The organism is Bartonella sp. AC10YNML, from assembly GCF_042196825.1.
In the GTDB taxonomy this organism is placed as follows: domain Bacteria; phylum Pseudomonadota; class Alphaproteobacteria; order Rhizobiales; family Rhizobiaceae; genus Bartonella.
Genome location: NZ_JBHIRA010000010.1, coordinates 37,878 through 51,726 on the forward strand (window position 1 = coordinate 37,878; position 13,849 = coordinate 51,726).

General features: G+C 38.3%; 10 protein-coding genes and 1 pseudogene. All 11 read left to right on the forward strand.

Features of this window, described 5'->3' with window-relative positions:
* Nucleotides 1-208 precede the first annotated feature (208 nt).
* The 11 genes and pseudogenes from ACFINA_RS06300 (at nucleotide 209) to ACFINA_RS06350 (ending at nucleotide 13,632) form a co-directional block, all read left to right on the forward strand.
* Nucleotides 209-511 carry a type IV secretion system protein VirB7 gene (locus tag ACFINA_RS06300; RefSeq protein ID WP_375614692.1) on the forward strand — a complete coding sequence of 101 codons (303 nt, stop codon included), beginning with the start codon at nucleotides 209-211 and terminating at the stop codon, nucleotides 509-511.
* Entirely contained in the window at nucleotides 465-1,169 is a 705-nt protein-coding gene (locus ACFINA_RS06305; protein ID WP_375607254.1) for a virB8 family protein, read from the forward strand. The genes ACFINA_RS06300 and ACFINA_RS06305 overlap by 47 nt, the downstream gene beginning before the upstream one ends.
* Nucleotides 1,166-2,032 (forward strand): P-type conjugative transfer protein VirB9, encoded by an 867-nt coding sequence (gene virB9 / locus ACFINA_RS06310; protein WP_375607253.1) that lies wholly within the window; start codon nucleotides 1,166-1,168, stop codon nucleotides 2,030-2,032. The genes ACFINA_RS06305 and virB9 overlap by 4 nt, the downstream gene beginning before the upstream one ends.
* Nucleotides 2,025-3,185, forward strand: coding sequence for a type IV secretion system protein VirB10 (virB10, locus tag ACFINA_RS06315; protein ID WP_375607252.1), 1,161 nt, complete (start codon nucleotides 2,025-2,027; stop codon nucleotides 3,183-3,185). The genes virB9 and virB10 overlap by 8 nt, the downstream gene beginning before the upstream one ends.
* On the forward strand, nucleotides 3,182-4,252 hold the full coding sequence (gene virB11, locus ACFINA_RS06320) for a P-type DNA transfer ATPase VirB11 (RefSeq protein WP_375607251.1): 1,071 nt from the start codon (nucleotides 3,182-3,184) through the stop codon (nucleotides 4,250-4,252). The genes virB10 and virB11 overlap by 4 nt, the downstream gene beginning before the upstream one ends.
* Before the next feature lie 62 nt (nucleotides 4,253-4,314).
* On the forward strand, nucleotides 4,315-4,533 hold the full coding sequence (locus ACFINA_RS06325; RefSeq protein ID WP_375607250.1) for an antitoxin VbhA family protein: 219 nt from the start codon (nucleotides 4,315-4,317) through the stop codon (nucleotides 4,531-4,533).
* A gap of 10 nt (nucleotides 4,534-4,543) precedes the next feature.
* Nucleotides 4,544-6,178: a BID domain-containing T4SS effector gene (locus tag ACFINA_RS06330; RefSeq protein ID WP_375615253.1), complete on the forward strand. Its 1,635-nt coding sequence runs from the start codon at nucleotides 4,544-4,546 to the stop codon at nucleotides 6,176-6,178.
* A 155-nt stretch (nucleotides 6,179-6,333) separates the two neighbouring features.
* A complete protein-coding gene (traG, locus tag ACFINA_RS06335) occupies nucleotides 6,334-8,253 on the forward strand; it encodes a Ti-type conjugative transfer system protein TraG (protein ID WP_375607248.1) in 1,920 nt (639 codons plus the stop codon).
* A 516-nt stretch (nucleotides 8,254-8,769) separates the two neighbouring features.
* On the forward strand, nucleotides 8,770-10,398 hold the full coding sequence (locus ACFINA_RS06340; RefSeq protein WP_375615254.1) for a BID domain-containing T4SS effector: 1,629 nt from the start codon (nucleotides 8,770-8,772) through the stop codon (nucleotides 10,396-10,398).
* 248 nt (nucleotides 10,399-10,646) lie between these two features.
* A pseudogene (locus ACFINA_RS06345) lies at nucleotides 10,647-10,832 on the forward strand (type IV secretory system conjugative DNA transfer family protein); the annotation flags it as partial.
* A 1,201-nt stretch (nucleotides 10,833-12,033) separates the two neighbouring features.
* On the forward strand, nucleotides 12,034-13,632 hold the full coding sequence (locus ACFINA_RS06350) for a BID domain-containing T4SS effector (protein WP_375615255.1): 1,599 nt from the start codon (nucleotides 12,034-12,036) through the stop codon (nucleotides 13,630-13,632).
* The last annotated feature ends 217 nt before the right edge of the window (nucleotides 13,633-13,849 follow it).

Genomic DNA, 13,849 nt, shown 5'->3' on the forward strand with positions numbered 1-13,849 from the left:
TAAAGCACCTCTTTAAAAGAATAAGAATTTTTGTTTTTTCCTTGTGTGCGCCAAAGGGTGCACGCGCCATGATCCTGTTCCAGATAAGATCTAACACCTTGGGTCTAACAACAAAACCAATCGAAATCTTGCATCACATAAACTTGTAAAAATGTTCAGAACAAAGGCTCTCATGCATTGTATTCCAAGATATTTGTGAGTTTAAAAAATGAAACAAAAAATAACTTTTGTTATGGTCCTAACAATGGCTCTTACTGGTTGTGCCTCTTTGAGTGGCCCTAAAAAACCACCACGCTGTAATGGCAAACATACACGCGCTTTAAATAAAGATAAGTGGAATTGGGACAATAAAAACATTGTCTACCCAGAAAAGAGCGTAAAGCCTGTTACTACTCCCATCATTCTCAATACTTTGGAAAGTGAAAAAGTAACAGCCAATTCAGCTTTATTAAAGCCGGTTATTCATGAAGCACGATCTGATAAAACTGTGGAGGTTATGCGTGAAAAGTGATGCCCTTGAAGAATATATAAAAGAAGCGCGCTCATTTGACATTGATCGCATGCATAGCATGCGTGTGCGGATGAAAATCTCCATGGCTTTAACAGTGCTTTTTGGATTGATGACGATTGCGCTAGCTTTAGCTGTCGCAGCTTTGACGCCTTTGAAAACGGTAGAGCCTTTTGTTATCCGCGTTGATAACTCAACAGGCATTATTGATACTGTAAGCGCCCTAAAAGAATCTCCTAACGACTATGATGAAGCTATAACGCGTTATTTTGCCAGCCAATACGTTCGCGCTCGTGAAGGTTTTCAAGCATCAGAAGCAGAAAACAATTTTCGCTTAGTCTCTCTTTTATCTTCTCCAAAAGAACAAAACCGTTTTGCAAAATGGTACGCGGGCAATAATCCAGAAAGTCCGCAAAATATTTATCATAACGTGATTGCTACCGTCACAATCAAATCAATCTCTTTTATAAGCAAAGATCTTATCCAAGTTCGTTACTATAAAACGATCAGAGACTTGAATGAAAAAGAAAATATTTCCCATTGGATTTCAATCTTAAATTTTTCCTACGTGAACGCACACATTTCAACGTCTGATCGTCTTATCAACCCTCTTGGTTTTCAAGTATCGGAATATAGATCTGATCCAGAGGTGATAAAATGATCAGACTTTTGCAAACAATCTCTTTAATTTTTACGATCACTCTCAGCTTTCACACAGTTCTCTCACTTGCAGAAACAGCGCCTATCAGTGCACGTAAAGATAACCGCATCAGATTTGTCAATTATGACCCCTACAACGTCGTACAAATCATTGGCTCCATTCGCTCTTCGGTTCAACTAGAATTTGCCGTTGATGAAGAAGTAACCTATGTAGGAATTGGAAATTCGGTTGCTTGGCAAGTTGCACCGGCTGGACACTTTGTTTTTCTCAAACCACGTGAAGTCCAGCCTGTGACAAATTTACAAATTGTCACAAGCCGCCAAGATGGAACACAACGCTCTTATCAATTCGAGCTACAAGTCCGTGAAGGCGATGTTTCAGCGGGTAATGAGACGTATTTCTTAGTAAAGTTTCGTTATCCAGAAGATGAAGCCTTACGTAAGAAATTAGCCGAAGCAGAAAAAGAAAAACAACGTGAAGAAAACTTTGTCAATGATATTTTAAATATCCATGAAGATTTTGGACCACGCAATTGGGCTTATGAAGCTCAAGGCTCATCCCTCATTGAACCTGCTTCTGTCTATGATAATGGGAAAACAACAACCTTTACCTTTTTAGGCAACATTGAAATCCCTGCCATTTACATTGTATCGCCTGATGGGCAAGAAGCCCTTATTCCCAAATCGATTAAAGGCAACAAGGTTATTGTCCATGCGACATCTGCACAATTCACGCTACGACGTGGGAATGAAGTATTGTGCATCTTTAACAAAAGGTTCGTACCAAAAGGAATTAACCCTGAAACAGGTACGACATCACCATCTGTACAACGTAAAGTGAACCTAGGAAGCAGCCATGAATAACACCGTGGATGAAAAAAGCATTAATGATCGCGATACAATAAAAAATGCTCAAGGGAAAAGTCAACAGAACAATGTGGGGAAAGCTATTGCTCTTATTATTCTTTTCAGTGTCTGTCTTTATTTAGCCTATTCAACACTTGTTACAGACAAAAAGCAACCGGTTGAATCTTCAAAAGAAGGAAAAGTTATAAAACAAACAGAGCTTTTTCGTCCTGCAAAGCCTACCCCTCCCCCCTTTGAACAGCCTCAACGAAATAACGCTCTATTACCAAAAGTCGAGCTACCAACACCAAACATCAATCAATTAAATTCTGATGACTCACTGCTGGAGGCAGCACAACGTGCTCCTGTATTAGCTTATGCAAGTACACAACAAAGCAAAATAGATTCACAAACAAATAATGGTGCTTTGCCTCACCAACTTGAAAGTAAATCTGATGAAACGACACAACGTTTTAATCATCTTCTCAAACCCACAGTGCTTGAAGGTATTCGTGCTTCAACCCTTGGCAATCGAAACTACATCATCGCGATGGGAACTTCTATTCCTTGTATTTTAGAAACAGCCATCAACAGTGATCAACAAGGTTTTGCCAGTTGTATCATCTCCAGAGATATTTTATCAGACAATGGTCGTGTTGTGCTTCTTGATAAAGGCACCCAAATTGTTGGTGAATATCGCGCCGGATTGAAAAAAGGCCAAACACGTCTCTTTGTACTATGGAATAGAGCAAAAACCCCCAATGGTATCATTATATCCTTAGCTTCACCGGCAACGGATACTTTAGGGCGTTCTGGTATGGATGGAGATATTGATAACCATTGGCTCGAGAGGATTGGGTCTGCGCTTCTTGTCTCACTAATAAAAGATGCAACACACTATGCCAATAAACGTTTATCAAAAAAACAGGAAAAAGAAGAAACTGAAACTCTCTCTTCAGGACAAAACATCGCAAACATTCTCGTAGAAAATTACGCCAATATTCCTCCAACATTATCCAAAAACCAAGGGGAAATGGTGAATATCTTTGTTGCCCGCGATTTAGATTTTTCCAGCGTTTATAAATTGAAAGTCATCGAAAACAAAAAACAAATTATCAATCGAGCTGTTTCAAGAAACTTTTACAAAAATTCTGCGGTAACTTTAGAATGAACTCAAACTTACATACCATGTGCGATGAAACCGTTGCGATTGTTCTCACAAAACTTGAACCCATCAATGCTTTTTTGAAAGATGATAGTCTTTTTGAAATTGTTATCAATCGTCCCTATCAAGTCATGACTGAAGGATTTGATGGATGGAAAACAATAGAAGCACCGGCTCTCTCTTTTAATGAGCTTATGGGGATTGCGAAAGTTGTCGCCTCCTATTCCAAGCAAAACATATCGGACAAAAACCCAATATTATCTGCAACGCTACCAGGCAATGAGCGCATTCAAATTGTCATTCCACCGGCTGTCGAAAAAGACACGATTAGTATGACAATTCGTAAACCATCATCGCAGAGTTTTTCTCTCGAAGAACTCGCCAAGAAAGGCCTCTTCTCGCTCTGTGAACAGGTCTCTTTCACACCTTTGAATGACTATCATTCTCGTTTTAACGAACTCAAAATCATCGAGCATAATTTAGCCAATGCCTACTGTAATAAAGACTTTGTCTCTTTTTTAAATCAAGCTGTAGAATGTCAGAAAAATATTTTAATTGCGGGAAAAACCGGTTCGGGTAAAACAACATTATCAAAAGCATTAATCGCCAAAATCCCTCAAGAAGAGCGTATTATCACCATTGAAGACACGCAAGAATTGGTGATACCACACCCTAACCATGTCTCAATGTTCTATTCAAAAGATGGACAAGGCTTAGCCTCCGTTGGCCCCAAAGAGTTGCTTGAATCATCTTTACGGATGCGTCCTGATCGTATTCTTTTGCAAGAACTTCGAGATGGTACAGCCTTTTATTATATCCGCAATGTCAATTCAGGCCATCCAGGTTCCATTACGACGGTTCACGCATCAACAGCACTTGCAGCCTTTGAGCAGATGACCCTTTTGGTCAAAGAAAGTGAAGGCGGTGGTGATTTAGAGCGTGATGATATTCGAGGACTGTTGATTTCGATGATTGATATCATCATCCAATGCAAACGGATTGAAGGAAAATTTAAGGTCACAGAAATTTATTACGATCCCTTCAAACAACGAAACATCTTTGGAGGTGACTAAAAGAAAGATCACACCGGCTGCCAAAGGCTCTTTTAAAGCAACAATTGCAAATAAGAGAAAAAATGCATGAAAACCAACGAAACAGAAATAGAGAAAATCTTTTATCGATGACAGAGGAAGAATTAAAAAAACGCCGTGAAGCCGTTGAAGCAGCCATCAGCACCCATACGATAGAGGGAATAGCGCTTCATCCTACAACACTCAAAATTTTAGAAGAATACGCAAAGGGGAATATTTCACTCGAGAAATTTAACACTCTTATGGACAACGTAAAATTATAAGGAAGCTGCGATGCCAAAAGCAAAAGCAAAGACAAAAAATATACAGACAGTTTCTCCCCATCATTATGTCTACCCAAACACCACAACACTCAAAAATAAATATGGAATAAAAGACTTAAAATCCTTTCTGGATAAATGTTCAAAGGATACAGCAGAAGCGATAGTTAATCTGCGTGAATCCCCCGTACCAGAAAAGTTTGATAGCTCCTATCTATGCTCTATACATCACCACTTATTTAAAAATACCTTTGAATGGGCTGGATATCTGCGCCATCTCCCATTTACATTTGAAGATGGTACCACAGCCGCCATGCCCGAAATGAAAAGAACAGGATGGGAAAATCCTTTTGCACTCGGCGATGAAATCCAAGACGGTTTACAAAAATTAGATCAAACGCTTGCCGAAAAAGATAATTTGCAAGGCTTAACGCGTGAGAAATTTAACGCTGAAGCAATAAGCTTATTTAACGCCCTTAACCAACTCCATCCTTTTAGGGGAGGAAATGGACGTACACAACGGGTCTTTTTTGAAAATCTCGCCAAAGCCGCAGGGCATCAGCTTGACTTTTCACTTGTTACAAAAGAACGCATGATGCTCGCCAGTGTTGCTGTAGCAGAAAATGGTGACCTAGAGCCAATGCAACATCTGTTTGAAGATATCTCTAATCCCAATAAAATACTTCTTTTAAAGGAATTCATGAACAACATGAAAGAACTTGGACGCAATGTTAATGATCGTCCTGTTATGGTTGCAAAAGAAGGTGAAACCTACACAGGTACCTATAGGGGTGCTGGTTATGATAGCTTTGCTTTCAATGTGAAAGGCGCTTACATCATCGGCAATAAAGAACAGCTCACGCCAGAACAACTCAAAACATTAAAACCTGGTGATAGATTTACCTTTACCGTTCCCAAAACAAAAAAGCTTGAAAGCATTCTCATTCCAGAAGAAAGATTAGCCCCTTTGACAGAAAATGAAACGGCCCAAATGGTTGCAGAAGATTCTTGTGTCCACGCAAGCCTAAAACAGGTTCAGCAATTGTCAAAAATTGTTTATGGTAACGAAAAAACATTAAACAAACAGATGGTAGAAATCATCAAAAATCCAAGCTTAGGCCAACAGCTCGCTAACCAGATTGAAAGAGCACCGCACTCTATTTCTCATCTTGCCGGTTTCAGTTTATGTGGACTACAAAACCAGACACGTGCAAACGCTAAAAATCATCTTGAGATGCTCTGTACTGCCGTTGCAAATTTCGCGTATGCTGTAAAACATGCTGAAAAGGAAATTACGCAAGAACATGCAACAGAACAAAGTCGTCGTGCAAAAACGGTAGAAATGCCAAGTCAAAGCTTGCAAGATCTCTTCGCCTTGCCAAAAGAATTACAGCAAGAAGCTTTAGCAAAAAATCCTTCACTGCAAAAAGAGCTTACAAACTTTGCAAAAAGCATCAATAACCGCCTCTCACCAAATGAACATAAAGCAGTCCAAAAGAATGACTCTGAAACATTGGCTCAAAGTATTGGTGTATCAGAAAGTAAAGCTAGGCAAATTACAGAAATTATTAAGCAAACCAAAGAAGTACATCAACGAGCGCAAATATGCACAATGCATCGTTCCCAAGCATTTGCTATGGCCTGCTAAGAATAGATAAAACCTTTCTCCTTAATGAGAAAGGCTCATAAGCAAAAACTGTCTGGCGTTATCTGCACCTTTGCAAAAAGAGATGAGAGTTCATATCACACACTTGGAAAAGAGCATTTCGCAACATATTCTGACAGAATTGAAAGTAAAATACAATGAAATATACCAAAACACAAATGGTACTCATTTTAACACCGATCGCTTTAGGTGCTTTAACAATATTCCTTGTCCCTCACTTTTTGTTGTTTATAACAAATGGACTAAAGAGCGATCAAATTTATTGGACTCTTCGTTCAGAACCTTTATTAGTCCTAGCACTAACGGCTACTGTTTCATTGTTGTATAGTCTCTCGCAAAAACTGCACCTGCGTAGAATAATCACTTTTGTCTCCATTGTCTTTTTTGGAATGACTGCTCTTTACTATATTGGTGGTGAAATAAAACGCTTAAGTCCCTATGTTGGACAACAAGGAATAACGTGGAGCTACGCTCTTCAATTTATGGATCCCATGGTTGTCTTTGGCATCATCATTGGTGTTTTTTTGTCCCTCATTCAATTCATAACAACCTCTCCACCTAAAAGTAAGGTCAAGCGTGCAAAAAAAGGTGTTTTTGGTGAAGCATCATGGATGAATTTAAGAGAGGCAGCAAAAATCTTTCCTGCCAATGGGCAAATTGTTGTGGGTGAAAGATATCGTGTCGATCAAGATAATGTGTGCAACATTCCCTTTGCACCTGGCAATAAAACAACATGGGGAAAGGGTGGAACAGTCCCTTTGCTAACCTTTAATCTTGATTTTGGTTCAACTCATATGATCTTTTTTGCTGGTTCTGGTGGCTATAAAACAACAAGTACAGTAGTTCCTACGTGTTTAACCTATCCAGGGTCTATTATTTGTCTTGATCCTTCAACAGAAGTTGCCCCAATGGTCAAATATGCGCGTCAAAAAATGGGAAATAGAAATGTCATTGTTCTCGATCCCAACTCATTGTTAACAAAAAACTTTAATGTCATCGATTGGCTTTTAGACGACAGCGTACCACGCACACAACGCGAAGCGAATATTGTAAGCTTTTCAAAGTTGCTTCTTACAGATAAAAAATCAGACAATTCTTCAGCGGAATATTTCTCAACACAAGCCCATAACCTATTAACAGCTCTTCTTGCTCATGTTGTATTTTCTGATGAATATGAAGACAGCGAGCGCAATTTAAAAACATTGCGTGGTATTCTCTCTCAATCAGAAACAGCTGTTGTTAATCAATTGCGCATGATTCAAGAAACAACACCTTCTCCTTTTATTCGTGAAATGGTGGGTATTTTTACAGAAATGGCAGAGCAAACCTTTTCAGGAGTCTATACAACCGCCTCAAAAGACACCCAATGGCTTTCTTTATCCAATTATGCAGATCTTGTCTGCGGAGATGATTTTTTTTCCTCAGATATTGCCAATGGCAATACAGATGTTTTTCTCAATCTCCCCGCAAGCATTTTGAACAGTTATCCAGCTATTGGACGTGTGATTATTGGCGCCTTTCTCAATGCCATGGTTACAGCAGACGGTAACTATAAAAAGCGTGTTTTATTCGTCTTAGATGAAGTTGATCTTCTAGGCTATATGAATATTTTAGAAGAAGCCCGCGATCGTGGACGTAAATACGGCACATCCTTGATGCTCTTTTATCAATCCACGGGTCAGTTGGTCAATCACTTTGGCGAAGCAGGAGCACGTTCATGGTTTGAAAGCTGCTCCTTTGTCAGTTATGCGGCCATTAAAGACCTTCAAACAGCTAAAGACATTTCAGAACGCTGTGGTCAAATGACCGTTGAAGTCACCGGAACGAGCAAATCAAGAGGTTTATCTTTAGGAAAAAGTTCTTACAACATCAATTACCAACAAAGAGCTCTCATTTTACCCCACGAGATTATTCAAGAAATGCGTCAAGATGAACAAATTATTCTTATGCAAGGACAACCCCCTTTGCGATGTGGTCGCGCCATCTATTTCAGAAGAAAAGAAATGTTAGCCGCAGCTGCAAAAAACCGTTTTGCCCCAAAAGCACAGAAAAACTAAAAAACACCCTCCAATGGAGGTCATGCATCAAAACAAAAACATCAAAGGATAAAAACAGAGATTCTATCTCATAAAAGCCTATAAAGAAGGAATTCCCGCTTGATACAACAAGAAAAATATAGGGAAAAGTCTTTGAATGATGGTATTATGCCTGTGCTTACCAATGCCAATTTTCTTTATAAAGCACTCTCCTCATCTCCAAATAATAAATACCAATCATATCTATGCCTTGAGAATCCTATCAAGAAACTTTTGAAGGCACCGCTTTTATAGGAAAATTTTTCTACAAAAAAATTAAAAGACAATATGCATGAAAACAACCCAAATGAACTATTCTCTCTCAGTAAAAGAAAAAAGTGCCAAGATAAAGATTTATACACTCAAAAACACCTACGAATTTGAGGGATTTTTTCCTCACCCAAGTCTCAACATCTCAAAACAATATGCGTGGGGGATTTTCAAACAAAAAGTTTAACACACTCTCATAGACAATGTAACATTATAAGGAATGTAACAATGCCAAAAGCAAAAGAAAAAACAAAAGGAATTCCCTCACCCCATAATTATATCTATCTTGGTACCCAAATTCTCAAAAATAGATATGGAGAAACAGATTTAAAACGCTTTCTGGAAAAATGCTCACATGATAGGCAAAAAGCCATGATCAATCTGCGTGCAGAACCCCTGCCAGAATATTTTAATTCAACTTATCTATGCCATATCCACCAACAATTGTTTAAAAATACCTTTGTATGGGCTGGACATCTGCGTCATATCCCCTTCGCATTTACAGACGATAGCATTGCCGCCATGCCAGAAATGAAAAGAATGGAATGGGGCAATAATTTTGCAACTGGTGAAGAAATCCCTGAACTCTTACAAAAATTAGATCAAACGCTTGCCGAAAAAAACAATTTGCAAGGCTTAACACGCGAAGAATTTGTCAAGGAAGCAACGAGTCTATTTTATTCTCTTCACAAAATCCACCCATTCATAGATGGCAATGAGCACACAGAACAAGTCTTTTTTGAAAATCTTGCCAAAGCTGCAGGACATCAGCTTGACTTTTCGCTTGTCACACAAAAACGTATGATGGCTGCCTGTAGCGAAGCAATGCAATATAGCAATACACAACTGTTGAAAGATCTTTTTGAGGATATCTCCAATCCCCCCAAAATACGTCTTTTAAAAGAATTTATGGACCACATAAACAATACGGGACGCAACGTGGATGATCGCCTTGTTATGGCAACAAAGGCAGGAGAAACCTATATAGGAACTTATAAAGGTTGTTATTCAGAAAGTTTTATACTCGATATGCAAGGAACTTACATCATTGGTAGCAAAGATGATCTCACACCAGAACGATTAAAAACATTAAAACCTGGTGATATCATTACCTTTACCGCCCCCAACAGCAAAGAGCTTGAAAACACGCTTATTCCAAAAGAAACATTAGCGCCTCTCACAAAAAGTGAATGTGCCAAAACAGTTGCGCTAGATAGTTACGTTCTCAAAGCTCAAAAGCAAGTCCGAGCTTACGCAAAAACTGTTTATGGTGACGCAAACGTATTAAACGAACAGATAGAAGAGATTATTAAAAATCCAGAATTAGGCAGACAGTTTGCTAATCAGATTAAACAGGCACCGCACTCTGTTTCTCCTCTTGCAGGTTTTAGTATATGCGGTCTACAAAATCCGACACGTGTACACGCTCGAAATTATCTTGATGTGCTCTCTCTTGCAATTGAGAATTATGTGTATACCGTAGAAGCTACCTATAATATAGTCACTCGAGACCATAAAATTAAACAAAAACGCCTTGGAAAAGCGGTAGAGAATCCCAGTCAAAACTTGCAAAATATTTTTGCTTTATCACCGGAAAAACAAAGAGAAATCTTGTCTCAATCTCCTCAATTATACCAAGAGCTCCGTACTTTTATAAACAGTTTAGAACATCGTCTCTCATCAAACGAATGTAGTGCGATCACAAACAAAGATTATGAAACACTTGCACAAAGTATTGGTATATCAGAACAGAAAGCACGAGAAATTACCGACATTGTTCAAAAAGCAAGGAACACTCATAGCCAATTCTACACACGCACACAAAATCGTTCAAATACACTTGCTATGGCCAACTAAAAAATATGAAACTTTGTTTTTTTGATTTAAACACCTATGTGGAAGAGATATTTTAATATTCTTATCATACATGCAAAAAACAGACTACTTAAACGCCCTACCACCAATTTTGCACATAGCATATACACCATATCCAAAGCAATTGGACAGGATAATTGTTAATTCCTTTTAAACGTCATGATTACTACTGACGAAAGCTACAAAAGCCTATTTTATTTGTCTTAGATGGAGTCGATTTTCGTGGTTATATGAATATTTTAAAAAGAGCTCTCATTTTACCCCATGAGATAATTCAAGAAATGCGTCAAGATGAACAAATTATTCTTATGCAAGGACAGCACCCTTTGCGATGTGGCCGCGCCATCTATTTCAGAAGAAAAGAAATGTTAGCCGCTGCTGCAAAAAACCGCTTTGCTCCACAAAAGAAAAACTAACCTTCTATTATGAGATCTTGACTATGAAAAGAACAACCACAGAAACAACATAGATTTCTGTTTTTTAAAAACCCGTTAACAAAAAGTTTTTGACCGCTTCCACACACACATATAAGGAAAACATGATAAAAAAATCCGTGTTTTTCCTTTTTGTATTTTGTGTATCGTTTTACCAGCGCCCATCGTCTTTATAAGAAATACCAAAACCCTCAAATTATCTATAACTAAACCAACCTCTCCACTTGGAAAAGTCCTGCAAATACATTCCTACAAAGCTTTTTGTGTATAACTTATCCCCTACAAACAACCAAAAACATTTCACAACGCTAATCACCAATATCAAGGCTTAAGAAAAACAAATGATTGATCTTTGAGACAAGAACTCTCAAAACACCTACACTCAAGAACATCGATTTTTTCCCAAAAAATATTTAAGATATACATCAAAATGAATAAATCATTCTTACACAAGCTTTCCCCCCTTTACGATATCATAAAGTGTTCTATTTTAACGATAAAGCGCTGAAAAAAGCTTTTTTTTCAACCAAAGAAAGAGTTTTCTCTCTCATGGATCTTAGAGCAGCGCAATATAATAAGAGCAACAATATAAAATAAAAAACATTTTGTTGCAAAAATACACAAAAAAGATATCCGTATGGCAAAATATTCATATGGAGCAATAAGAAAAACATAATGGAGAAAAATTTTTGATGACTGCTTTTGCCCATAGATTCACCAATCTGAGAGCTGTGTATGAAAAGTACCAGCACCATCCGCTAACCAAGAGCGATTACACCCGCTATATCCACGCCCCTCATCAAAGCGCTCTTGCAAATAACTTTGTTAAAGGAAAAAACAGTTTTAAGCTACATTTTTCTTTTTGACCTCTTTCTTACACCTCAAAGAACGAAGATTTTGCCCAAAGTCAATTTATAGAAAATCCATTTTCTGGCCACTCATGAGCTTCATATCAGCACCCTAAATACCAAGTATTTTACAGCACAAGATAATAAACACAGGAAACATCAGAAAAGCTTTTCAAAAGCATCACAAAACGATTGATACAACCCATACACTTGAGGGAAAAATGCTCCCTCTCATAACAACCAAAATCTCAAAAGAATACGCGAAGGGGAATTTTTCACATGGCAGCGTTTAAGACGCTCATCAACCACCACCCTACCTACTTAGGAGAGATTACATGTTAGAGCAAAATTATCTATATAAAGGAACCAAAACACTCAAAAATAAATATGGCATCAAAGACCCTAAAAAACTCTATCAACGCAGTACCCATGACGTCACTAAAGCAGCCGTAAATTTTCGCCATGAACCACCCCCACAAAAATTTGATGCTTCCTATCTAAAACTAATCCACTGGAGCCTCTTCTACGAAACTTTTGAATGGGCGGGCCACACCCGCGATACATCCTTTACATTTGAAGATGGCACCACTGCCCATATGCCGGCGATGCGTCCCAAAGGTTATGAAGTTCCTTTTGCTATTGGACCGAAGGTTCAAAAAGAACTAAAACAACTCGAAAAAACACTTAATGAAAAGAACAATTTAAAAGGTTTATCGCGCCAAGAATTTGCTGAAAGTGCCGCTGAAGTTTTTATGGCGCTTGAACACGCGCATCCTTTTAGAAAAGGGAATGGGCGCGTCAATCGAATGTTTATGGAAAAACTTGGACAAGCAGCAGGGCATACCATTGACTTTTCTTTCATCACAAAAGGACGCATGACAGCAGCTTGTATTGAAGCCATGCAATATGGCAATCCTCAACCGATGAAAGATCTTTTTGAAGATATCACGCATCCGCAAAAATCCCTTGTTTTAAAAGAATTCATCTCCCAAATGAGAAACGCTGGATTGGATGAAATTAACAATCGTGTTGTTGTTGCTGCAAAAGAAGATGTAACCTATGAAGGCATCTTTAGAGGTTTTTCAGCAGAAGGTTTTGTCATGGAAGTAGAGGGAGCTTTCGTCGTCGGACACAAAGATGATCTTCCCCCAGAACAAGTCAAAACATTACAAAACGGTGCTCACCTCTGTTTTCAAAAAACCAACGTTCAAAGCTTAAAAGAAATACTGATCCCAAAAGAAACATTAGCCCCTCTTACCCATGAAGAGTTATTTGAAAAGATTTCAAATGACGCTTATGTTGAAGCATGCCGAAAAGAAATCGAAAATTTATCAAAGACTGTTTATGGTAAAACCCACGCCTTAAAGACAACATTAGGTATCGTAACGGCAGCTCCAAACTTGGGAAATCAATTTGCCGATGAAATTTTAGAAAACCCTCAATCAATTTCTAAATTTGCAGGAAGTAAAATACTTGGCATGAAAAGTTCAAATCGCAGACAAGCCGAACAGACTGTTCCACAACTCAGCCAAGCCTTTAAAAATTATGCCACAATAACACAACAAACAAAAGAAGAAATTTTAGAGCAATACCAAAGAGAACAAAATCGATTGAGTCACGCTGTCGAAAAACCTGGAAAAAATTTACAAAACCTTTTTTCCTTATCAGAAGAACAACAAAGGGAAGCTTTATTGCATTCTCGTTCACTGCGACAAGAACTCCATACCTTTTCACGACAACTACACAATCGTCTATCCTCAGAAGATCGTAAAGCCATACAAGAAAAAGACCATACCAGACTAGCGTGCCTCCTTGGGACATCGGAAAGCAAAGCAAAAGAAATTGCGAATACTGTAAAGAACACCCAAGAAGCACAATGTCAAGCCCGCAGCTTGAAAGTTAGTCGCTCTTCATCGCTTGCTCTTACCGGCTAAAAACGCGTGAACTTTTGCCTTCCAACTAACTCTTAGCGCCAATCATTTTATCTCCAGTGCGCCCACCTATTGTTTTAAAATGTTACAAAAGATAGTCCTAAAAATGAATCCTATAATTTACTATAACTTATTGATAATATTTCATAAAAAAACTGTATAAAAGACATAAATGTCCATTACATATCAATATGAATAGCGCGAAGTCTTTGGAGACCAT

Coding starts and splice junctions, on each gene's coding strand:
- ACFINA_RS06300 (WP_375614692.1), top strand. CDS start 209: ATGAAACAAAAAATAACTTTTGTTATGGTCCTAACAATGGCTCTTACT.
- ACFINA_RS06305 (WP_375607254.1), top strand. CDS start 465: ATGAAGCACGATCTGATAAAACTGTGGAGGTTATGCGTGAAAAGTGAT.
- virB9 (WP_375607253.1), top strand. CDS start 1,166: ATGATCAGACTTTTGCAAACAATCTCTTTAATTTTTACGATCACTCTC.
- virB10 (WP_375607252.1), top strand. CDS start 2,025: ATGAATAACACCGTGGATGAAAAAAGCATTAATGATCGCGATACAATA.
- virB11 (WP_375607251.1), top strand. CDS start 3,182: ATGAACTCAAACTTACATACCATGTGCGATGAAACCGTTGCGATTGTT.
- ACFINA_RS06325 (WP_375607250.1), top strand. CDS start 4,315: ATGCATGAAAACCAACGAAACAGAAATAGAGAAAATCTTTTATCGATG.
- ACFINA_RS06330 (WP_375615253.1), top strand. CDS start 4,544: ATGCCAAAAGCAAAAGCAAAGACAAAAAATATACAGACAGTTTCTCCC.
- traG (WP_375607248.1), top strand. CDS start 6,334: ATGAAATATACCAAAACACAAATGGTACTCATTTTAACACCGATCGCT.
- ACFINA_RS06340 (WP_375615254.1), top strand. CDS start 8,770: ATGCCAAAAGCAAAAGAAAAAACAAAAGGAATTCCCTCACCCCATAAT.
- ACFINA_RS06350 (WP_375615255.1), top strand. CDS start 12,034: ATGTTAGAGCAAAATTATCTATATAAAGGAACCAAAACACTCAAAAAT.